This is a genomic window from Natrinema sp. 1APR25-10V2 (assembly GCF_031626495.1).
Lineage (GTDB): Archaea > Halobacteriota > Halobacteria > Halobacteriales > Natrialbaceae > Natrinema.
In genome coordinates, this window is the sequence record NZ_JAMQOJ010000004.1 from 295,365 (window position 1) to 317,579 (window position 22,215).

Annotated in this window: 19 protein-coding genes; 6 read left to right on the forward strand and 13 right to left on the reverse strand. The window is 63.0% G+C overall.

Annotated features, from left to right (window positions below):
* Positions 1-193 precede the first annotated feature (193 nt).
* A complete protein-coding gene (locus tag NDO75_RS14475) occupies positions 194-772 on the forward strand; it encodes a hypothetical protein (RefSeq protein ID WP_310907203.1) in 579 nt (192 codons plus the stop codon).
* A gap of 95 nt (positions 773-867) precedes the next feature.
* On the opposite strand, the gene NDO75_RS14480 is transcribed toward NDO75_RS14475, so the two are convergent.
* The 4 genes from NDO75_RS14480 to NDO75_RS14495 form a co-directional block, all read right to left on the reverse strand.
* Positions 868-1,650, reverse strand: a complete 783-nt coding sequence (locus tag NDO75_RS14480) for a hypothetical protein (RefSeq protein ID WP_310907204.1) — start codon at positions 1,648-1,650, stop codon at positions 868-870.
* A gap of 636 nt (positions 1,651-2,286) precedes the next feature.
* Positions 2,287-3,291: a Zn-ribbon containing protein gene (locus NDO75_RS14485; protein WP_310907205.1), complete on the reverse strand. Its 1,005-nt coding sequence runs from the start codon at positions 3,289-3,291 to the stop codon at positions 2,287-2,289.
* Positions 3,291-3,692 (reverse strand): DUF2073 domain-containing protein, encoded by a 402-nt coding sequence (locus tag NDO75_RS14490; RefSeq protein ID WP_310907206.1) that lies wholly within the window; start codon positions 3,690-3,692, stop codon positions 3,291-3,293. The genes NDO75_RS14485 and NDO75_RS14490 overlap by 1 nt, the downstream gene beginning before the upstream one ends.
* A 4-nt stretch (positions 3,693-3,696) precedes the next feature.
* Entirely contained in the window at positions 3,697-4,335 is a 639-nt protein-coding gene (locus tag NDO75_RS14495) for a GTP-binding protein (protein ID WP_310907207.1), read from the reverse strand.
* A 1,238-nt stretch (positions 4,336-5,573) separates the two neighbouring features.
* Between NDO75_RS14495 and NDO75_RS14500 the strand changes: the two genes are divergently transcribed.
* The gene (locus NDO75_RS14500) at positions 5,574-7,298 is read left to right on the forward strand and encodes an ORC1-type DNA replication protein (protein ID WP_310907209.1); all 1,725 of its coding nucleotides are present in this window, start codon (positions 5,574-5,576) and stop codon (positions 7,296-7,298) included.
* A gap of 264 nt (positions 7,299-7,562) precedes the next feature.
* Here the strand turns inward: NDO75_RS14500 and NDO75_RS14505 are convergent, their stop codons facing one another.
* Entirely contained in the window at positions 7,563-8,516 is a 954-nt protein-coding gene (locus NDO75_RS14505) for a S26 family signal peptidase (RefSeq protein WP_310907210.1), read from the reverse strand.
* Positions 8,517-8,578: 62 nt separating this feature from the next.
* On the reverse strand, positions 8,579-9,469 hold the full coding sequence (locus tag NDO75_RS14510; protein WP_310907212.1) for a S26 family signal peptidase: 891 nt from the start codon (positions 9,467-9,469) through the stop codon (positions 8,579-8,581).
* A 113-nt stretch (positions 9,470-9,582) separates the two neighbouring features.
* Here NDO75_RS14510 and NDO75_RS14515 point away from each other — a divergent pair, with 113 nt between their 5' ends.
* A complete protein-coding gene (locus NDO75_RS14515) occupies positions 9,583-11,175 on the forward strand; it encodes a DNA-directed DNA polymerase II small subunit (protein WP_310907214.1) in 1,593 nt (530 codons plus the stop codon).
* A 178-nt stretch (positions 11,176-11,353) separates the two neighbouring features.
* On the opposite strand, the gene NDO75_RS14520 is transcribed toward NDO75_RS14515, so the two are convergent.
* Entirely contained in the window at positions 11,354-11,791 is a 438-nt protein-coding gene (locus tag NDO75_RS14520; protein WP_310907215.1) for a hypothetical protein, read from the reverse strand.
* Positions 11,792-11,990: 199 nt separating this feature from the next.
* On the opposite strand from NDO75_RS14520, the gene NDO75_RS14525 reads away from it, so the two are divergent.
* Together NDO75_RS14525 and NDO75_RS14530 are read left to right on the forward strand one after the other, a co-directional pair.
* Positions 11,991-13,169 (forward strand): aspartate kinase, encoded by a 1,179-nt coding sequence (locus NDO75_RS14525; RefSeq protein ID WP_310907216.1) that lies wholly within the window; start codon positions 11,991-11,993, stop codon positions 13,167-13,169.
* Positions 13,170-13,323: 154 nt separating this feature from the next.
* The gene (locus tag NDO75_RS14530; RefSeq protein ID WP_310907217.1) at positions 13,324-13,746 is read left to right on the forward strand and encodes a hypothetical protein; all 423 of its coding nucleotides are present in this window, start codon (positions 13,324-13,326) and stop codon (positions 13,744-13,746) included.
* 78 nt (positions 13,747-13,824) lie between these two features.
* Here the strand turns inward: NDO75_RS14530 and NDO75_RS14535 are convergent, their stop codons facing one another.
* The 3 genes from NDO75_RS14535 to NDO75_RS14545 all read right to left on the reverse strand — a co-directional run bounded on the left by NDO75_RS14535 (position 13,825) and on the right by NDO75_RS14545 (position 14,967).
* Positions 13,825-14,193 (reverse strand): hypothetical protein, encoded by a 369-nt coding sequence (locus NDO75_RS14535; RefSeq protein ID WP_310907218.1) that lies wholly within the window; start codon positions 14,191-14,193, stop codon positions 13,825-13,827.
* Between the two features lie 112 nt (positions 14,194-14,305).
* Entirely contained in the window at positions 14,306-14,743 is a 438-nt protein-coding gene (locus tag NDO75_RS14540; RefSeq protein ID WP_310907219.1) for a GNAT family N-acetyltransferase, read from the reverse strand.
* Positions 14,744-14,790: 47 nt separating this feature from the next.
* Positions 14,791-14,967: a hypothetical protein gene (locus NDO75_RS14545; protein ID WP_310907220.1), complete on the reverse strand. Its 177-nt coding sequence runs from the start codon at positions 14,965-14,967 to the stop codon at positions 14,791-14,793.
* A 1,232-nt stretch (positions 14,968-16,199) separates the two neighbouring features.
* On the opposite strand from NDO75_RS14545, the gene NDO75_RS14550 reads away from it, so the two are divergent.
* A complete protein-coding gene (locus NDO75_RS14550; RefSeq protein WP_310907221.1) occupies positions 16,200-17,462 on the forward strand; it encodes a DHHA1 domain-containing protein in 1,263 nt (420 codons plus the stop codon).
* 27 nt (positions 17,463-17,489) lie between these two features.
* Here NDO75_RS14550 and NDO75_RS14555 read toward each other — a convergent pair whose 3' ends face one another.
* The 3 genes from NDO75_RS14555 to NDO75_RS14565 are packed head-to-tail and all read right to left on the reverse strand — an operon-like array spanning position 17,490 to position 21,828.
* Entirely contained in the window at positions 17,490-18,467 is a 978-nt protein-coding gene (locus NDO75_RS14555) for an electron transfer flavoprotein subunit alpha/FixB family protein (RefSeq protein WP_310907222.1), read from the reverse strand.
* Positions 18,464-19,237: an electron transfer flavoprotein subunit beta/FixA family protein gene (locus NDO75_RS14560; RefSeq protein ID WP_310907223.1), complete on the reverse strand. Its 774-nt coding sequence runs from the start codon at positions 19,235-19,237 to the stop codon at positions 18,464-18,466. The genes NDO75_RS14555 and NDO75_RS14560 overlap by 4 nt, the downstream gene beginning before the upstream one ends.
* Before the next feature lie 50 nt (positions 19,238-19,287).
* A complete protein-coding gene (locus tag NDO75_RS14565; protein WP_310907224.1) occupies positions 19,288-21,828 on the reverse strand; it encodes an FAD-dependent oxidoreductase in 2,541 nt (846 codons plus the stop codon).
* Between the last annotated feature and the right edge of the window lie 387 nt (positions 21,829-22,215).

Here is a 22,215-nt window from a genome sequence, read left to right on the forward strand (position 1 = left end):
TTAGGCTGGCCTAAATTATAACGAGTGAAGGGTCGCTCGACCGAAATCCGTGGGCATCCGGATCTCGGTTCGACTCGGTGAGTCGTACTGTCCCAACTCCGACCCATTTCAGACCCTTCCTCCCCGTTCGGCGTCGAACTCGACGAGACACATCCGCACTCTTAAGGGATTGCCGAAAGTTGTTCACGGCAGTATGGAGTACACGCTCGAAATCGATGGGACGCCGGAAACGGTACCGGGTGGGACTGGGATCCTTCTCCTGCATCCGAGCACGGGCGAAACGGATCGCATCGACACCGATTTTCTCAAGACCGACACCGACAACTTCCTCGTCGTCTCCACGCGAACCACCGCTCGAGAGGTCAGACAGAAGCTCGAGTACTACGACGTCGACGAAGAGTGCGCCGAGATTCTCGACACCCTGAGCATCGAACGCGGCTACTCCCGGCGGTCCTCGGACACCGTCCACTACGTCGCCGCCCCCGACGACGTCGACGGGATCGTCGAACACATCGACGGCTTCCTCGACGAGCACGACGGGAAACTCCGCATCAGCTTCGACTCCGTGACCGAACTCGCCTACTACGCCGGTGAGGAGCAGGCACTCGAGACGGTCGAGCGAATTCTGGCGTTGCTCGAGGACCACGACGCCGTCGGCCTCTTTCACCTCTCCGAGGAGCCCCACGACGAAGCGACCGTCGACGAGTTCCGTGCACTGTTCGACGGCGTGGTCGATCTGGACGAAGACGGCAGTATCGACGCCGAGTTCTGAGCACGAACGCTCCTCCGACCGTCGTTCAGTGGAAGGATCGCAGGGGCTACGACGATGCTCCAGTCGAAACGGGGGGCTAGGGAGCCAGTAGGGAGTCACTCCTCGAGCGAGTCGAACGTCTTCTCAGCCCAACGGATCGCGTACTCGGGGCCGTGATCCAGATAGGCGTCGGTGTCGAGTGCCGCGAAGGGGGCCGGTAGTTCGACGGCGTGTTTGATCGCCGCGCAGGCGAGTTCCGTCGCGTCCGGAAAATCGGTGTCACCGCGTGCGACCGCACGCGAGAGATCGGAGACGCGATTCTCGAGGCGGCTTCCGGCGTCCTGCCAGGCGTCGGCGAGTTCCGAGTGGTCGCCGCGCCAGTCTGCGAACACCTCGCGGGTCTGGAGGCCGACCCAGCCGTCGTAGAGTGCGGCGGCGACCTGATAGGTCCCGTTCGGATCGAGCGGGACCGCCCGATCGAGTTCGGGGTAGGCGTCCTCGAAGAAGCCGATGAAGTGTTCGGGCACCTCGAGTCCGACCTGCACCAGCGCCTCGGCGAGTAAGAAATCGACGAACGGTTCGGGTGAGCCCTCGACGCGGGGCTTGACGATGACTACCGGCGGCTCGGTCTGGCGGGTCCAGGCGATACTCCCGTCGCCCGGCATCCCGATCGTGAAATCCGATCCCGCGTAGCGAGTGAGCAGGGTCGGTGCGTCGTCGGGAAGCCAGGCTGCGGGATAGGTAGCGGGCTCGAGTGCGTCGACGAGTAGCCCGAGCTCCTCGGCCTGTGCCGGTGGGAGCGTTTCGAAATCGCGTTCGCAATCGACGACGCGAGCGTCGGGTGCGTGAGTCTCTCGGACGGCCGCGACCCGGTCCGAGAGCGCACGGACCTCGAACATCAGGCGAAGGCGGTCTGGAAGACGAGCAGGACCGACAGCAGTGCCGATACAGCGATCGTGGCGAGAACGACCTTGGTTGCAGTACTCATGTGCGAGGCGTCGTATCCGCGTCGCTTAAATCCATCTGTCTCCGGTCGTCCGCTGTCCGTCTTCAGTTATCTGCTGTCCGTCTCCAGACATCCGCTGTCCGTCTTCAGTCGTCCGCCGTCTGTCTTCAATCGGCTATCCATTTGACATCGGTCATCCGTCCCACTGTTGCCCGTCGACGGGTCGGCTCGAGGACACCGCACGGACGCATGAGCTTCCAACAGAGTGGGGAATCAGTTCGGCTTCGCTCGTACTCGAGCGGAAACGAGGCCATCGATATGCCGGAAAAGGGCGTTTCGACACCGTCGTTTCTTGTGGAGGGGTTTTAGCCAATACTATACGGCAGTGATTGCATATCGAACGGTTGCAGTCGAAACGGTCCGGTGACCGATGGCGGGACGTACGCCAGATCGGTGCAACCGAACGGAGAACTGATCCGCACGGCGAACGGTATCGGTCGTCGGGCCAGTCGTCGCCGGTCAGTCGTCGCCGGTCAGTCGTCGCCGGTCACTCGTCGCCGGTCACTCGTCGCCGGTCAGTTATCGGCAGTCACTCGTCGTCGCCGCGCCACGAGTCGGGAACGTCGATGACGTATCGGCCGTCCTCCTGCAGCGAGATGATGTACTCGTCGCGGTTATAGAGTTCCATCAGGTTGAGTTCGTACTGCCCCGGCCGAACGATCTTGATGCTCTCGAACTGATCGTTGAGTTCCGCGCGGAGTTCTTCGATGGACGGCCGGTCGCCGCTCGGTTCGCTGACGACGCGACCGTGTTCCGGCGGGGAATCGGCGTTCGGCTCCGCCGCTGCGGATGCGCTGTGATCGTCCGTGCGGCCGCCCGTCTCGCGTGCCGTCTCCCGCCGATCGGTATCGTCGGATCGAGGCGGAAGATCGTCCGTCGGAACGACCTCGCTTCTGGCGTGGGCCTGTGCCGAGTTTTCGTCATCCGCGAACGTGGTAGTGGAGCGCTCGCCGTCCGTGGCATGGACGGTGGAACTGTCGGACAGTTTGGCATCCGAGGGTCCCGTGTCGCGGTCGGACTCGGGCGATTCGCTCGAGCCACCGGTCCGATCCTCGGGTCGCCGCGCCGTCTCGGGCCATTCTTCGAACTCCCCGTCGGTCGGCGACTCTCGATCGACGGAATCGGGTTTCGCGCTCGAGGGCCAGGAACCGTCGGACCCCGGGTCCGCCGTCCCCGCCGATCGCGACTGGCCGGTGTCGTCGGCGTCGTCGGTAGATTGGTCCGCAGTACGAGACGAGACGAATTCGCGAACGGTCTCTGCGGCCCGCGTCGTGACGCTATCCGCTTCGGCGGCGCGGTTCCCGTTGTCGGCGGTCTCGACCGGGTCGGATGCGGGTGCCGATTCCGTTCCGGTAGCGGCGGAACCGGAGCCGGCGGCCGATCCAGTGCCGCCGCCCTCGTCGAACGATTCGGCTGCGGCCGTCGCGGTCGGCGCGAACTGGAACTTGTTCCCGCCGCAGTCGGGACAACCCGACAACATCTCTTTGGAACCGTCGGCGAACGTCCGGCCGCAGTTCGTGCACTGATGAGGCATTAGTTTCGGGACACGAGCGCGCTGATGAGCGTTTCGTCCTTGTGAAGCGTTTCGATCTGGTTTGCCGGGCCGATCACGGTGAGTTTCGTCTCCGCCTGCTCACCGCCCATGATCCGGCCGAGCAACGACGAGTCGCGGGTGTCGGACTTGGGGTAGGTCTCGATTTCGATCCCGTTGAACTCGTCGGGACTGATCTCGGCCATCGTCACCTCGATGAGGCGACTCTCCTCGTCGGGGGTCAACCCCTCCTCGAGGATGACGATATTGCCGTCGTGGACGCCATCGAGGATCATCCTGATCTTCTCCATCGTCGCCATGCCGTCCATGCGTTCGCCGCTGATCAGGTCGATCTGTACGCCGTCCGACGGCTCCGAGTCGTCCGCGTTGGTTGCTTTCGGCATGGTATCACCCGAAGTATTCCGCGATCTTGTCGTACACTTCGTCCATATTGTCGCCTTCCTTCGCGGAGAGGGGCACGGTCGTATGCTGCGGGAAGGCGTCCTCGATCCGCTTGACGCTGGATTCGTCGAGGTCGATCTTGTTCGCGAAGATGAGAACCGGGAGATCGCGGGATTCGATGATACCGATCAGCATCGTATTGACCTGCGTGATCGGATCCTCAGCACTATCCAAGACATAGATAACGCCGTCGACGTCTTCTCGAAGCCAGTGCATCGCCTCGGCAACGCCCTCTGTCGCTTCACGGGAGCGGCGAATGGCGTCGTCTTCGTCCATCTCGTCGGTGAACTCCTCGTAGTCGACTTTGGTCGTCACTCCGGGCGTGTCGACGATGTCGATCGTCACCGTCTTGCCGTTGCGTTCGATCTCGACGTTTTCTTTCCTGCGTGCGCGACGCGTCTCGTGGGGGATTCGACTCTCCGCACCGACGGCGTCACCAGTCCAGTCGCGTGCGATACGGTTTGCGAGCGTCGTCTTACCGGCGTTCGGCGGACCGTAGATACCGATTCGTTTGGGCTCCTGTTCCGAAAACAGGCGATCCGTAACCCGAGAGATACTATCTTTGAGTTCTGTGAACAGTCCCATCTGTGGGGGCCTCCAGCACCGCGGGGTGCATCTGCGCGTACTACTAACTGAATCCACTTAAGCCTACGTCAGACATGTAGAATGTATAACTAGAGAGAAATATACACATACACGATCGTTCGGAATCGGTGGTAGTGGAAAACTGGACTCCAGTCGTTCACCCGCGGCTTATGTTCCGAGCATCGGGAAAATATGTGCTCAGCCGGAACGAAATACGAGCAGGCTGAAGCGAAAGCGATGGCGAATCCAACGAAGGGGCGTATCGAAGCAGGTGTGTGCGTGGAGTCATCAAAGAGCATAGCTATCGGTGAAGAGAAGGGGAGCCGAACACCCCCACCCCCCTGTTTCAACTGGAGAGTGCCGAGAGAGTCGGCGCGAGAAGACACCGCCGAGTTGAAAACGACCCCCTTCTTTCCACTCGAGTCGCCGTATTGGCCGATCTCGAGGGTGATACGGATCGGACGAACGGTTCTAGTAAGTACAGAGGAAATCTAGTAAGCGAAGACAGCACGAGAAGCACTTCTAGTAGCCACTAGCAATACAAAACACACATCTAGTAACTACTCTTCTTCTGCTAGTTCTACGGATACTGTTTCTCTTCTATTGTAATAAAACTTCCCGTTAGAAAATCTCCCTGAGCCCCCCTCCCTCCCTCTCGACCGTTCCACCTGAAACGAAGGGGTGGGGGGGCATCCCTGGTAACCGATCAGTCTGCTCGTGTCGAGACACAGTGATATCGTTGTGACGTATCAACCTCCCGTAACGATAACTGCTCTTCCTTAATTAAGCAGTATCCGCACCCATTCGGAAGCATCTCTTTTCCTTCGGATGATTCGAATCAATCGCTTCCACGACCAAAGAGCTTCCACGACCAAAGACTTGGTACACCGGTTCTCTACCCACAGGGCGTACTTCTAATACGCAGTGAATTTCACACTGCTCAGTCCGTTTTCGTTTCCTTCGCTCCGTTTCTACTCGAGCCGTCACCGGCCAAGATCGATCGGCCGTCATTCGTCGCGGGAAGGTACCTCGTCCGGAACAAGCACCGGTATCGGTTCCATACTGAGGACGGGAAAGGAAGAATTTATTACCGTGCTTTTCCTCTGCTTCGTTTGCATCAACTGGACCCGAATCGGAACCCGGGAACGATAGATCCACGTCTTGAGCCTATCAGAACCTCAAATTCCCGGCTCCTGATTCGGCGCTCCACTCGAAATAAGGGGGTTCGTGTACGACGAATGTCAGACGATAATTCAGAGATTGCGGGTTCCGACGAGGTCGAAATCGACGAAACGAGCGGGTTCTCGACGAATCTCGAGAACGCGGATCTCGGTGACGAGGAGTCGAACCAGGGCTTGTTCGACGATCTGCTCAGTGGCGAACCGATCTTCGAGAACAAGGAAGTCCTCCGTCCCTCCTATACGCCACACGAACTTCCACATCGGAGCGATCAGATCAACAAGATGGCGACGATTCTCGTCGCCGCGCTCCGCGGAGAGACGCCCTCGAACATCCTCATCTACGGAAAAACCGGGACCGGGAAGACGGCGAGTGCAAAGTTCGTCAGCAAGGAACTCGAGAGCACGTCCCAGAAGTACAGTGTCCCGTGTGACGTCGAGTACATCAATTGCGAAGTTACCGACACCCAGTACCGCGTCCTCGCACAGCTCGCGAACAAGTTCATCGAGAAGAACAAGGGTCGGATCGACGACCGAATCGCGGAACTCGAGTCGCTGCTCGCAGACCTCGACGAGTTCGATCGTGCGTCCGCCGCGCGCGAACCCGACACCGACGACGCGACGGCGTCTGATCCGTTCGATTTCGTCTCCGACGAGGAAATCGAGTCGCAGGCCAACGATTCGACTGGAGACGATACCGAGTCCACGTCGGTCGATTCTCCACCTGAAATGAAGGGGTCTTCGAGTCGGACAGCGTCGTCAGCCACCGACGAAACCACTTCCGGCCCTACTGCGGATTCGACACCGAGCCCCGAGCATCCGCTCGAGTCGACACCGTTCGACGACCGAGACGACATCGAAGATCGAATCGCGGACCTCGAGGACGACAAGGACTCGTTCGAGGAAGTTCCGATGACTGGGTGGCCGACCGACCGGGTTTACAGCGTCTTCTTCGACGCCGTCGACTACGACGAGCGGGTCGTCGTCATCATGCTAGACGAGATCGACAAACTCGTCGAGAAGAGCGGCGACGATACGCTCTATAACCTCTCGCGGATGAACTCCGAACTCGAGAACTCGCGGGTGTCGATCATCGGTATCTCGAACGACCTGAAGTTCACCGACTTTCTCGACCCGCGGGTCAAATCCTCGCTGGGCGAGGAGGAAATCGTCTTCCCGCCGTACGACGCGAACCAGCTGCGGGACATCCTCGAGCACCGCTCGGAGGTCGCGTTCAAAGAGGGTGCGCTCTCGTCGGACGTGATCCCGCTGTGTGCGGCCTTCGCCGCGCAGGAACACGGGGACGCGCGACGCGCGCTAGATTTACTTCGGACCGCCGGCGAACTCGCCGAGCGCTCCCAGTCCGAGACGATCGTCGAGGAACACGTCCGACAGGCCCAGGACAAGATCGAACTCGACCGCGTCGTGGAGGTCGTCCGCACGCTCCCCACGCAGAGCAAACTCGTCCTCTTCGCGATCATCCTGCTCGAGAAAAACGGCGTCCACAGCATCAACACGGGCGAGGTGTTCAACATATACAAGCGCCTCTGCGAGGAGATCGACGCGGACGTGCTGACCCAGCGCCGCGTGACGGATCTCATCAGTGAACTCGACATGCTGGGGATCGTCAACGCCATCGTCGTCTCGAAGGGGCGCTACGGTCGGACAAAGGAAATCAGCCTCTCCGTTCCACTCGAAGAGACGGAGGCCGTACTGCTGAGCGACTCCCGACTGAGCGACATCGACGACGTGCAGCCGTTCGTGCAGGCGCGGTTCGAAAACTGACCGCTACGCGTTCTCAGGCCCTTGCCGACTTCCGTTCTGCTCGAGCGCCGTCCTTTCCCGCAGACGACTCACATCGATCCCGGTGCTGTGTCACTGCACCCGGTACCGCTCACAACCCCGTTCTCTACCCACTGTTTCGACTCGAGCGCGGCTGACGAGGAGAGTTCACTGCCCTCTCGACATGCGCTGCCGGCAGCGAACGCCGCGAACGAGTGGTGGAGGGATGCGGAGAAATGCAACCGAGTTCGAAGCGACGTGGCCGAATCAGCGACGGTATCGACTGGCGGCCGCTGCGGTACCGACACCGGCAACGGCGGCCATGCCGGCGAACTCACTGTCGAGTCCGGAGCTGGGGGCACCAGGACTTTCGGGTGCCGCCGTCATCGCTGTCGCGGCTGGAGCAGATCCTTGAAGCGGCGGACTCGAGGGCGATGTCGGCACGAGCATACCGCCGAGCAGTTTGTCGAATGTCAGGCGGACGTGGCCGAGCCACGGGATCCGAACCTTCGCTTTGCCGGTGATCCACTCCGGTTTGACCACGGTGGTTCTGGCACCGGACCTGCGCAATTGGTCGTATCCCGCGTTGTTATCCCCTTTCGTGATGAAACCGGCGTGCGGTGCAGGGCAACTGGCAATTTCCTCGCAGGTCGCATCGCCGACAATTTCCTCGCTGGCTTTGGTTTCGACCCAGCTTTCGTTGTCTTCGACCCAGAAGTGAGCGCGGTGAATCACCGGGGTCGTCCGCTCGCTGCCGTTGGGTTTGAAGACGATGACGTCACCTGCTTTCCCGTACTTGCGATAGCCGCTTTCTTTGCCTTGCTCGTAGGTGACAACCCCGGTACCCTGAACGGCACCGTCACCGGCGAAACGTCCCTCTTCGGTGATGAAGATGAGATCGCCTCGCTCCATGTGTGGCTCCATACTGCCGCTCTCGACGGCGACGAGGGGCGGCCAGATGCCGCTGATCCCGAACAGCAGCAAGCCGACGACGGCGACGATCGCGACGCTGCTCAACACGTCGCGCACCATTATGACGTTCTCGTCGTCGGTCTCGAGGAACCAGCGGACGACTCCGTCGTCTTCGATCGTCACGGCGTCGGGATCGGGAGCGGACCGCGACGGGCCGCTCGACGCTCGAGACGCCCCGGCGCTGCTGTCCTGCCGGCCGTCGTCGTCGCCGGGATCGTCTGGCGGACTCCCGGAACTAGAACCGCTCATCGTGACACGTTTTACCGGGCCTGACAATCAACTTTCTGTTCGGAGGAGCACGAAACGCAGGACTACGAATTATCTCTGTCTGATCCGGCGGCGATTCCGAACAGGATCAGCGCGACTCCTCCCGATGCGACGACGAGGAGGATCGATCCGAGGCCGACCGCAGAGCGGATCGAGTCGATCGCCAGTCGAATCCCGCCGAGTTGCGGCGTCCGGACCATCGCTTTGCCGGTCACCCAGTCGGGACTGACGACGGTGGTCTCCGATCCCGATCGCGGCAGTTGGTCGTACGCCGGGTTGGCATCGCCTTTCGTCACGAACCCGTCGTGGGGCGCCGGGCACGAGCGGATGTCGGCGCAGGTCGCGCCGTTGAGAGAGCCGGGATCGGCCGTCGTCTGTACCCAGTTTTCGCCCGCTTCGACCCAGAAGTGAGCGCGGTGGATCACCGGCGTCGCGGTCGGATCGCCGTTCGGCCGGAAGACGATCACGTCGCCCGGTTTTCCGAACTTTCGATAGCCGCTTTCTCTGCCCTCCTCGAGGGTGACGACGCCCGTCCCTTCGACGGCACCGTCGCCGGCGAACCGGCCTTCCTCGACGACGAAGACGAGGTCGCCGGCGTGCATGTTCGGCGTCATACTGCCGCTCTCGACGGCGACGAGCACCGGAAGCTGGCCGCTGATCCCGAACAGCAACAGCCCGACGATCGCGACGATGGCGAGACTCGTCAGGACGGCGCGAACCGCTGCAACAGTGCGGTCGTCGGTCTCGAGAAACCAGCGGACGAGTCCGTCTTCGATTCGGACGGTCTCCGTACTCCGGGCTCGAGGCGGAGCTTCGGTTGCCGGTCCCGGAGCGCTGACCGAGGTGTCATCGCCCTGTCGCTCACCGGCTCCCGATCGGTCGCCGCGGGGATCGGGGCGACTGCGACTCGGTTCGCCGGCATCGCGACCGTTCATCGGACACTCGTTTCTCGGACCGGGGCATCAACCTTCCGGCGAATTATGTCGTTTCGTCGCCCGATGGCGCGGGATCCGCTACCCTTTTGCCGTCGCCTGCGAATGCCTGGACTGTGCCACTCGAGGCCCCGGCTCGGATCGTCAGCGAACTCACGAGCCGCGGGTACAACGCCGAACGCGAGGCGGTGACGCGACTCGCGGCGGCCGAGGATCCGACCGCGGCGCTCGAGCGCGTGCTCGAGGAAGTCCCCGACGACGCGCTGGTCGTCCGAACCGATCACGTAACGGCCGCGCTCTCGACGGACGGTGCTGCCGATCAGGGACTCGCCGATGGGGGCGCTGTCGATACGGACGCTGCGGCCGCAGAAGCGCCTCCCCCCACGGATCCGACCCCCTCCGTTTCAACTGGAACCGACCAGCCCCCGGCCGGTGGATCGACCGGCCGATCTCCAGTTGAAACGGAGGGGTCTTCGCCGGCCGACCGCTCCGTCGATCCCGACCAGCGGTCGCTCGAGATCGTCGGCGATATGACCGGTGAGAGCACGGGAACCGGCGAATACAGCGACTTCGTCTCAGTCTTCCGCGATCGACTCGACAGGCTCGGCGGGAAGCTCCGGAGCCGAGTCAACCATCGGCCGGCATCGGCGATCCAGAGCATGCCCGGCGGCAGCGAGGCCGCGATGGTCGGACTGGTCAACGACATCCGGTCGACCGCGAGCGGCCACTGGCTGATCGAACTCGAGGACGCAACCGGGACCTTCCCCTGGCTCGTGATGAAGGATCGGGAGTACGTCGACCTCGTCGACGAGTTGCTTTGCGACGAGGTGCTGGCGATGGAGGGAACCCTGGCGGACGACTCGGGGATCGCCTTCGTCGACTCGATGTACTTCCCGGACGTGCCTCGGACCCACGAGCCGTCGACGGCCGACCGTCACGTCCAGGCGGCACTGATCAGCGACGTTCACGTCGGCAGTCAGGAGTTCATGGAAGACGCCTGGAACGCCTTCGCCGACTGGCTCCACACGGAGGAGGCCCAGCACGTCGAGTACATGCTGCTCGCAGGCGACATGGTCGAGGGCGTCGGCGTCTATCCGGATCAGGACGAGGAACTCGACATCGTCGACATCTACGAGCAGTACGAGGCGTTCAGCGAGCACTTGAAGAAGGTGCCCGGCGACATCGATATCGTCATGATCCCCGGCAACCACGATGCGGTCCGGCTGGCGGAACCCCAGCCGGGGTTCGACGAGGAACTCCGGGAGATCATGTCGGCCCACGACCCGCAGATCGTGAGCAATCCGTCGATGGTGACCCTCGAGGGCGTCTCCGTCCTCATGTACCACGGCGTCTCGCTGGACGAAGTCATCGCGGAACTCCCCGAGGAAAAAGCCAGCTACGACGATCCCCACAAGGCGATGTATCACCTCCTGAAGAAGCGCCACGTCGCGCCGCAGTTCGGCGGTCACACGCGCCTCGCACCCGAAGAGAAGGACTACCTCGTGATGGAGGAGGTCCCCGACATCTTCCACACCGGGCACGTCCACAAACTCGGCTTCGGCAAGTACCACAACGTTCTCGCGATCAACTCCGGCTGCTGGCAGGCCCAGACCGACTTCCAGAAGAGCGTCAACATCGATCCCGACGCCGGCTTCGCGCCGATCGTCGATCTGGATACGCTCGACGTGACGGTACAGAAGTTCTCCTGAACGAAACTTTTGCGCTGCGGGCTCGGCTTCGCCGCGCCCTCGGCAAAACTTTGATGAAAAGCCTCCTCCCTCCGTTCGCTCGTTTCACTCGCTCACATCGGTCGTCGGCCCGCTCGCTCACCCTTCGGGCTCGTTCGCGGTACAACTCCTTGTCTCGAGGGGTTCCGCTCACGTTCTCCTACGGCTCGAGTCGAAACCGGACCGTCGGGGAGCCGTCGAACTGCGGGCCGCGCCCGCGTCGTTCGAAACCGAGCTCCTCGGCGGCGCGGTGAATGGGGTCGGCATCCTGCGACGCGAGCACTTCGACGGCCATCGACTCGCGCTCGGCGAACCGGACGGGTTCGCCCAGCAGCCGTTTACAGGCTTCGTCCGTCCCGTCGAGCTGGGTGACGTGAACGGTGTCTTCACGCGCATCGAAGCTGATAAATCCCAGTAGATCCTCCGGATCCGAGCCGTCGTACTGCGAGTCTGAGACGTCGGCGTTCGGATCGTGGCTCCCGTCCTCGGCGACGCGCACCGTCCGGTCGTGGACGAGATTCCGCATCACGTCGGTCGGGGAGTCAGCGATCGACGCGAGCGCGTCGGCGTCGGCCTCGAGTGCGTCCCGTACGTTCATCGACGTATGGTAATGCTGCGCACGACAATAAATCCCTGTCGCGGCTACGGATGCCTGCGTTCGCCGGCAGAGACACGTCTGCCCGCCACCGAACTCCGGCTAAAAGCGCCGACGATGGGACACAGTTATCTGCCCGCTCTGGTAACAGTTCGGGTATGAGTCACAGCATCGCAGTGCGGGTCTTCCGCGAGGTGGCAGCATGCGCGTCGTAGCCAAGTTCGGCGGGACGAGTCTGGGCAGCGGCGACCGGATCAACCGCGCCGCGGACTCGATCGCCGCGGCCGTCGAGGACGGCCACGAGATCGCCGTCGTCGCCAGCGCCATGGGATCGACCACGGACGAACTGCTCGACGAGATCACCTTCGAGACCGACGAAGCCGACCGGGCCCAGATCGTCAGCATGGGCGAGCGAACGTCGGTCCGGATGCTCAAGGCCGCGCTGTCGGCCCGTGGCATCGACGCCACCTTCCTCGAGCCGGGCGGCGAGGACTGGCCGATCGTCACCGACGAGTACGGCGAGGTCGATGTCGAGGAGACCCAGCGACGCGCCGCGGAAGTCGCCGCGGAACTCGACGAGACGGTGCCGGTCATCACCGGCTTCCTCGCGGAGGGACCGGACGGCTCGATCACGACGCTCGGCCGGGGCGGCAGCGACACCACGGCGGTCATGATGGGCAAGTACATGGACGCCGACGAGGTCGTCATCGTGACCGACGTCGAGGGCGTCATGACCGGCGACCCCCACGTCGTCGAAGGGGCCCGGAACGTCGGCGAGATCTCCGTCGACGAACTCCGAAATCTCTCCTTCCGCGGGGCCGAGGTCGTCGCTCCTTCCGCGCTGTCGTACAAGGACGGCAAACTCGACGTGCGCGTCGTCCACTACCAGCACGGCGACCTCCTCTCGGGCGGGACGAGCATCGAAGGCGAGTTCCGGAACCTCGTCGACCTCCGCGAGCGACCGCTCGCCTGCCTGACCGTCGCCGGCCGCGCGATCCGCAACCAGCCCGGCATCTTCAACCACCTCTCGGAGGCGCTGGCCGAGAGCGACGTCAACATCGACGCCGTCGCCAGCGGGATGGACACCGTCACCTTCTACATTGACGAGGAAGAGGCCGAACGCGCCGAGAACATCCTCCACCGCGAGGTCATCGCTCGCGACGAACTCTCTTCGGTCACCGTCGATTCGCCGGTCGCCGTCATCCGCGTGACCGGCGGCGAACTCCCCAATCAGCCGGGGATCATCAGCGAGATCGTCAACCCCCTCTCCGAGGCCCGGATCCACCTCAACGACATCATCACGAGCGCGACCAGCGTCGCCCTCTTCGTCGACTGGGAGGACCGCGAGGAAACCCTCGAGCTCACACAGGACCTGTTCTGATCGCTCGATCCCCGTTCGATCTTCAGTCCCGGGCGTTCGATGTTCGAATCGATGACCAGTAGGGAGTCGTGACTACCGTTGCAGCGAATGCAACACGCGGCTAGCCAGCGGTAACAGCCTCGTAACGAAGGGGGGTGACGGTGCCACCAGCGCTATGAGCAGCGAACCCACAGTGACGGAGGTCTTCGAGGAAATCGAGCCCGACCCGGACGCGATCCTCGGGGCGTTCGACGCGGACTTCCCCGATTCCGTTCTCGAGGGGGCCGGCGATCACGATCCGGTCCCCGACGACGAGGTCGACGCCGACGACGTGACCGCCGCCGAGGTGTTCGCCGACCTCAAAGCGGTTTCGCTCGAGGTAGCCGACGCCGAGACTACGGACGAACCGATCGCCGGCGCGACCGCGATGGCTGTTCACCGCGACCCTGGTTCCGGGACGAGTGCCGGCGCGTCGGCTGACTGGGAATGGATCGGTCCCGATCCGACCGAAACGCGGATCGACAACGACACCTTCGGCGGCGTTGGCCTCGAGCCGAACGGTGACGCGACCAGTGAGTTCGCCTGGTTCGAAGCGTAGTCGAACGGCGATCAGTTCGTACCCTGGGCCCGGAACGGCGTCACACCTCGAGCCGTGGGGCCGAGGGCGGCGGCCGCGCTACAGGCTCGCGATGACGCTCCGCGCTCGATCCCGGAGCGTCGGTTCCGGTTCCGGCTCCGACCGACCGCGGAGCTGCTGTCGGGCGAGGGATCGGACTCCACGCGAAGCGGCGTCGGAGGTCGCGATGTCGGCCGCCCACTCCGGCAGCTGGGACTCGAGTTCCTGACGCTTCTCCGCCTTGATCTTCCCGAACCGGCGTAAGACGAGCCCGGCGCCGAGAAACAGGCCAGCGTCGAGCAACTCGCGCCGGAACCGCTCTCGGTCCTTTCGGACCGCGATCGCTTTCGCCAGCGAGAGCGCACCGATCGCGAGATAGACCTTCGAACTCTTCGACGGGTCGCCACTGAGCATCCGTTGGAGCGCCATGCGAAGGATAGCTACCACGTTCCGTCTGATAAAACTGCGCCGGCAAGAGACGGGTTCCGTCGAACGCGGTCGTCGATTTTAGATTTCAATCGCGCTCTCGCGCCGCCGACGATCAGGTTCGCTCGCCCGTCACCGCGACGCCGCGGTTTCGCTGCTCGTCGATCGGTTCGATCGAAAATCCGAGCCGCTCGTAGAACGGGCGAACGCCGTCGTCGAACCGGGCCGTGAGACGCCCCTCACGTTCGAGGCCCCGTTCGATCAGCGCGCGGCCGATCCCCCGTCCTCTGTGACGACGGCGAACGCCGATCGCGCCGACGTGCGCGCCGCTACCGGTCTCTATGGGCTCGAGGACGGCCGTGCCGAGAATCCGTTCGTTTGCATCGTCGTCGCCGCTGCCGTCGTCGCTTCCCGTTCCGCCCCGTCGATCGCCCGCGACGAGGACGTCGCCGGCGGCGATCCGCCCCTCGACGTCGCCGGGCTCGAGCAACGCGGCGTCGAGGATTCGTCGGATCTCGAGGGTGTCCTCGGGGGTAGCGGTGCGGACGAACATGACACTCGCCAGGTTAGCGATCGACGGTAATGAATAAGTCGGCGAGCTCAGATCGATTTCAGTTCGGAACCTCGGGATACATCGAGGACGGGCACGGTCGACGTTCGGCCCTCGAGTTCGAATCGCCGATAGAGCGTCCCGTGAGCGGTCAGGTTCCCGAGCGTGATCGGCTCCGTTCTGGACCGACGCAAGGTACAACCGATCATCTCGGCGTCGATCCCCATCACGATGTCGGCTTCACCACTCGTCTTCGAAGCGGACCGCCTTTCACTTCCCTGTTCGCTTCGACGGGTCGAGATCGAGCTAGAACTCCGAAGCGCACGGTCGTCCACATCTCGGTGGGAATCGGGTACGATGATTACATCTGGTGTCGGAGGAAGAAACTCCAAAGAAGTTTGTATAGCGCTTAGTGAATCCCCTCTAATAGTAGTGATAAAAATAATTAGTATAAGATACAATACGTGCTTCCTCTGGTCCGGTTACCGGTCCGCGCATCCGCATGGAGTTCGACTGTCGTTGCTATCGCGTTTCTCGCTGTTTTCTGAGAGGAGCTAATAATGTGAATGATATACGCCGTAGCTGAAAAACATGTATCCACGTCCGTATATCGCATACAGAGACGAGCATATGGGGAGAAATACTTTTCTGATACGGTATTACGACCGCGAGGGGATCCGGACACAGAAATCACAGCTGAACTCAGTTTCGTAGTGAACAGTCGGCCCGATTCGACTGATAAAGATAACTCATGTCTAGAAATTTTAATTTGTATGCAATGGCAGTAATATTGATATAAACTTAAACTGAGTTTCTAAGCCTCCTCCGGTTTAGCGTCGAGACGACGAACGACCCTCATCGAGACGTCTCGATGGAGACCGACGGCTCTTCGAGCACTCGCTCACACCCACCGATGTCCGACCGACTCGAGCGGCATCTTTGGTCGAATCCGTGATGATATCGCCGAATCGCTCTGGGAACCGATGCACGCTCTCGACACCGGCTCCGAGGGCGTTGTCCGATCGGCTTCCGGACTCGCCGGACGAACGGGATCCGCGAACAAGATTACAGACATATGGTTGTAATTCCTCTGGCGTCCACAGCCTGTCAGCGAACGGATTGCTTTCGGTTTACTCGAGTGGAGGGTCGGATCGTCCGAAACACGGGTTCAGTTCGGCGTCCGGTATCGTTCAGGCTGGCAGCATCAGTGGTCGTCCGCGGCCGAGGACCGCCGAACGAAACCTGAACAGCATCCATGCTGTTATGTCGTGTCGGTAATTTTCTGAGCCGTCGGCTCGCGTCTCGATCGATCCCGCCGCACCGACAACCGAGACACCGGTCGTTTCCTCAGCAACCGTCGGAGAATCGGCCGCCGAGCCCTGCGCTCCTGTCTTTTTCCTTTCGCCAGCCTCCCTCTGAACTGCGAGCTTTTTTGTTGCCCCGCGATTGACTCGTTCGCATGACATCGTCACGCGCCCCGGAACTGCCCGAATTGCGGGCGTTCGAAACGACGGTCGAGGCAGCCGACGGCCGCGAGCTGGAACTGGCCGAGACGTACTTCTATCCAGAAGGGGGTGGACAGCCGGCCGACCGCGGAACGATCGACGGCATCGCGCTCGCCGACGTTCAGGAGCAGGGTGGCGCGGTCGTTCACACTCTCGAGTCCGAACCCGACGTTGCGGCCGGCGACAGCGTCGCCTGCGTCGTGGACGACGCACACCGGATGTACTGCATGCGCGCCCACACTGCGAGCCACGTCGTCTACGGCTCCGCACGCCGGCTGTTCGACGAACTCGGCTACGCTGGCTTCGACATCGGCGAAGAGAAGATCCGACTCGATCTGACGACCGCCGATCCGATCAACGAGGACGACCTGATCGAACTGGGTCGCCTCTCGAATCTGGCCGTGTGGAACGCACAGCCGGTCACCTGGGAGCGACTGCCCGCCGACGAGGCCCGCGGGATCGATGGAATCGCGTTCAACGAGCAGACCGAAGACGGAGCGATGGCGACCGACGAGTCGGACACGTCCGATGGCCACGTTCGGGTGGTGACTATCGGCAGGCCGACCACCGACGCCGGCGTCGCCACGGACTCGAACGAGCCATGGGACGTCGCGGCCTGTGGGGGAACACACGTGCCGAACACGCGACAGATCGGACCGATCGAGGTACTCGGTCGGTCGAACCCCGGCGAGGGCGTCACTCGCGTCGAATTCGCGGTCGGCCCGGCGGGGATCGACCACGCCGCAAGCGTTCGGGCTGCCACGCGTGAGGCGAGTCAGGTCGCGGACGTCCCGACCGCCGAGCTACCCGAGGCCGTCGCACGCCTGCAAGACGAGCGAGCGGCACTCGAGGACGAACTAGCACGCCGAGAGCGTGACGTTCTGGACGCTCGCCTCACGGAGCTGCCCACCGTCGAGCGCGACAGTGCGACGTGGGCGGTGGGGACGATAGCGGGGTTCGACCCGAACGTAGTGAGTGACGGCACACGAGCGCTCGTCGATGAGGGGGCAGAGCGACCGGACGTGGTTGCGGTCGTCGACACGGACGGGACGCCGTCCGTCGTCGTGGCCTCGACTGGTACCGTCGATGCGGGCAACGTGATCGCCGACGTGACCGACACGTTCGGCGGCGGGGGCGGTGGTGGCTCGACCGTTGCACAGGGTGGCGGTCTCACGGCCGACCCTGACGACGTGGTCGCACACCTTCGCGGCGAGTGAGGAGAATCACGGCGTCGGCGCTGCCGACTACGTCGCCTCGCGTATCGCGTCGCTCAGTTCCGGGACGACCTCGTGGAGGTCGCCGATAACGGCGTAGTCGGCTTTCTGAATGATGGCTGCCTCGGAATCGGTATTGATCGCGAGAATGGTGTCGGCTCCCTTGCACCCGACCATGTGCTGTACCGCACCACTGATGCCGCAGGCGATGTAGATGTCGGGGCTGATCTTCGCGCCAGTCAGCCCGATCTGGTCGTCGTGAGGCCGCCAGCCTTCGTTGATCGCGGCCCGCGAGGCACCGACCGTTCCGCCGAGCAGGTCGGCCAACTCCTCGAGTTCATCGTAGTCCTCTGGGCCACCGACCCCGCGGCCACCGCCGACGACGACCCGGGCCTCGCCCAGCGGGATACCCTCTTCGTCCGTCGTCTCGACGCGCTCGACGCGGACTCGAAGGTGGGAGTCGTCGAGGGACGGCGTGAACTCGCTGACCGCCGGTTCGGTCGTCGACGCGGCCTCCTCGACCGGATATTCGCGCTCGGCAGCGGACACGAGCTTCGTTTCGCCCTCGAGCCGGGCGTGCTCGATGAGGCTGCCACCCCAGCGGTGACGACGCAGTTCGTACGCCTCGCCACCATCGGAGACATCGATATCGATACAGCTAGCCGCCATCGGGGCGTCGAGCGCGGCTCCGACGTTGGCCAGCACTTCGTGCCCGCGATCCGTCTCGGGGGCTGTGACCGCAGCCGCCCCCAGCTCCGAGACGAGCTGGGAGACGCTTTCGCCCCACGCCTGGGGTGCATAGCCATCGAGCCGATCGTGAGTGACGCGGTGGAGCTCCTCGACGCCGTATCGACCGAGTTCATCCGCCAGGGCGGCTCCTTCGTCACTGAAGACGACCGCACAGAGTGACGTCCCTTCGGCCGCTGCCAGCTCGCGAGCCATTGTGAGGCTCTCCAGGGAGAGTTCGTCCGCAACGCCGCTATCGTGTTCGACGAACGCGAGGATCATATCACTTCCACCTCCGATTCGAGCACGTCGATCACCTCCGGGACGGCATCCATCCCTTCACCAAGGACCTCGGCCTCGGAATCGGCCGCTTCGGGGGCCTCGAGACGGATCTTCTCGAAGACACCCGCTCCCACTTCCGGCGCTGGCTCGCGGCGGGGGACCTCCTGGCGACGCGCCTGCATCTTGGCACGCATCGAGGCGTACCGGGGCTCGTTGATCCCTTCTTTCACCGAGACGACCGCCGGGAGATCGATCTCGTACACTTCTTCGCCGCCGGAGACCTCGCGTTTCGCGGTCGCCACACCGTCCGCGACGTCCAGGGATTTGATCCCGGTCACACAGGGCAGGTCGAGTTCGGCGGCGACACGCACGCCGACCTGATAGTTACCCATGTCAGCCGACTCGTTGCCGAACAAGAGGAGATCGAACTCGCCGCCATCGTCGGCCAGTTCACGGACGGCGGTCGCGATCGCCGACGCGGTCGGCCGCGGCGACCACTCCTCCCCCGCGGTTTCGAGCAACGTCGCCTCGTCAGCCTGCATGGCAAGCCCCGTCCGGAGTTGCTCGTCCGCTTCCGCTGGCCCGAGCGTCAGGACATGTACCGAGCCACCGTGAGCGTCGACCTGCTGGATGGCTTCCTCGATGGCACACTCCTCGTGGGGGCTCATGGTGAACCCGAGGTTACTCGTGTCGATTCGCTGGTTGTCCTCCGTTAGTACGATCTTTGCACCGGTGTTCGGTACCCGTTTGATACAGGCCATTACGTTCATTGTGACGTGCGCTGAGAGAGGCCGTGATCGGCCTCGGATGTTGTTCGTGGTCAGTCCTCGCTGTGAATTCGCTCGTTGTCCGGGTCGAACAGTGGCTCGTTACCGACGACCTTGACGGTCACCGGGTACTGTTCGCCCATGTACTCGACTTGCAGGTCCGTGCCCTCGTCGGCGTACTCCGGCGGGAGATACGCCATCAGTAGATGTCTCCCGACGGTCGGTCCGGTTCCCGCGCTCGTGACGTAGGATTCCCGCCCCTCGGCGTCGACGATCACGTCGCCGTCCTCGTTCAGCACCGGCTCGTTGCCGAGCATGAACCGCCGTTCGCCGTCGGCGGACATGTGGTCGTCCACCGAGAGCGTACAGAGCGTGGCCGCGTTCTCCTCCTCGAGTGCCGCCGCGTAGGCCTCCTTGCCGATGAAATCGGCCTCTTTGACACCGTGGAACGTCAGGCCGGCCTCCGCCGGCGTGTACTCGAGTTCGAGTTCGTGCCCGTAGAGCCGGTATCCTTTCTCCATTCGACCGGTCGTCCCGTATACGCCCATCCCGGCGGGCCGGATGTCGTACTCCTCGCCGGCCTCGGCGATGGTGTCCCAGAGCCGCCTGGCCTGCCCCATCGGCGCGTAGATTTCCCAGCCGAGTTCGCCGACGTAGGAGAGGCGCATCGCCCAGACGTCGACCTCGCCGACGGTGATTTCCTGTGCCGTATACGGTGGGAACGCCTCGTGAGACATGTCTTCCTCGGCGATGCCGTCGACGACTTCGCGGGCGTCTGGTCCCCACACGCCGAGCGTACACAGCGAGTCGGACCTATCGATCAGATTGACGTCTTTGTCCGGGGGAAGGTGTCCGTTGAACCACGCGCGATCGGAGCCAGCCGCCGCACCGCCGGTGATAACCCGGTAGTGGTTGGGCCCGAGCCGGGCGGTCGTCAGATCGGAGACGAACCCGCCGTTCTCGGCGAGAATCGGCGTGTAGACCGTCTTACCGACGTCGACGTCCGTCCGTCCGACGGCCATCCGTTCCATGTATTCGGCGACGTCCGACCCCACGAAGTCGAAGATGCCGAACCCCATATCGCCGACCATGGCGACGTTGTCGCGCATGTGCAGGTGTTCGGCGAGGATGATCGGTGACCACCACCGCGAGTCCCACTCGTTCGGCCGGGTGAGGCCTGCGAGCTCGCTGTTATACTCGGTGAGCAGGTCGCGGTTGGACTCGAACCACTGCGGCCGTTCCCAGCCAGCGGCTTCGAAGAACCGCGCGTCCAAGTCGTCCTGGCGATCGTAGAACGCGCTGGTCCGGAGTGGACGGGAACTCTGCCACTGTTCGGCCGGATGGACGATACCGTAGATCTTCTGGAACCCCTCGTGAGCCCGATTCTTGACGAATTTCTCGGAGGTGCCGTACTCGTAGAACCGGTTCACGTTCGACGAATGCAGGTCGATGTCCGACCAGCCACGGGTCATCCACTGGGCGACGGCCTCGCCGATCGCGGGTGCCTCTTTGATCCAGACCGCGGCGCACGACCAGAGCCCCTCGACGTCCTGGAGTGGACCTAGAAGCGGCATGCCGTCAGGCGTGACCGACAGCAGCCCGTCGATCTCGTGGCGGACTCCGGCCTCGGGATCGTCCAGCAGTTCCGGGACGATCTCGAGTGCGTTTTCCATGGACTGTTCGAACGCGTCGTCGGTCAGTGGCGGCTGCGTCGGCGACAGGGGCGCTTCGTCGATCGACGGAATGTCCTCGACGTCCCAGAGGATCGGCCGGTGCTGGTAGGAGCCGACCTCGAGATCGTTGCCGTGCTGGCGCTCGTACATCTGGGTATCCATGTCCCGCACGACGGGGAAGGAAATCTCGCCCTCGTAGTCTTCGAAAAACGAGATCGGACCGACGCTGACCATCTGGTGGACCGCAGGCGTCAGGGGGATGTCGACGCCGGCCATGTCGGCGATCTTTGGGCTCCAAAGCCCAGCAGCGATCACGACGTCGCCGGCCTCGACGGTGCCGCGATCGGTTTCGACGGCCTGGATCGTCCCGTCATCGACGTGGAGATCGAGCACTTCGGTGTTCGGCGAGAGGGTGAGGCCGCCGTCGATCGCGTCGTCCGCTCGAGCTCGCATAACCTCACCGGCCCGAAGCGGATCGCAGGTCCCGGCACCCGGGCTGTAGAATCCGCCCTTGATGATCTCCGTGTTGAGATAGGGTACCATCTCCTCGACTTCCTCGACGGTGAGCAACTCCCCGGGTTCTCCCCACGATTTGGCTGACTGGACCCGTCGCTCGAGTTCGTCCATCCGCTCTTCGGTTCGGGCCACCTCGATCCCGCCGCTGTTCGTGAACGTGTCCATGTCGTCGTACTGCTCGATGCTCCGGCGGGTGAGATTGGTTATTTCCTTGGAGTGCTCCACCGGCATGAGGAAATTCGAGGCGTGGCCCGTCGAACCACCCGGGTCGGGGAGCGGACCCTTATCGATCAGCAGGATATCGTCCCGGCCCTGCTCCGCGAGATGGTACGCGAGACTGTTCCCGACGATCCCCGCACCGATGATGGCCGTGCCCGTACTTGATGGAAGGTCACTGTCGCTCATCGTCGGTCGCCACCTCTATCGCGTGACCGTCCGCTTTCCGAGCCGCTCCGAGTTCTCGGTTCGTTACTGTACAGTATCATCTTCGTTCGGTAGTAATTACCTCACTGGGCATTAAAAGACCGTATAACTGCTAGTACGGTTATGAGACGAGTCACGCTGCCGTCTTCGAGCTGCTTTCGGCCGTGACAGTAGGCCGGTGATCAGACGCGGTTTCGCTCGTATGTCGTTCTAATCGGCCATCTATCGGCCAACGAACGACTGGCGTCCCGATCGACCGTTCCGAGGGCTACTCCACAACGTGAAACCGTTCCGACAGGCTGTGTTTTTCGGGCACCGACCGAAGTCTCGAACCGAGCGGTACGACTCGAGACGAACGGGACGGCGGGT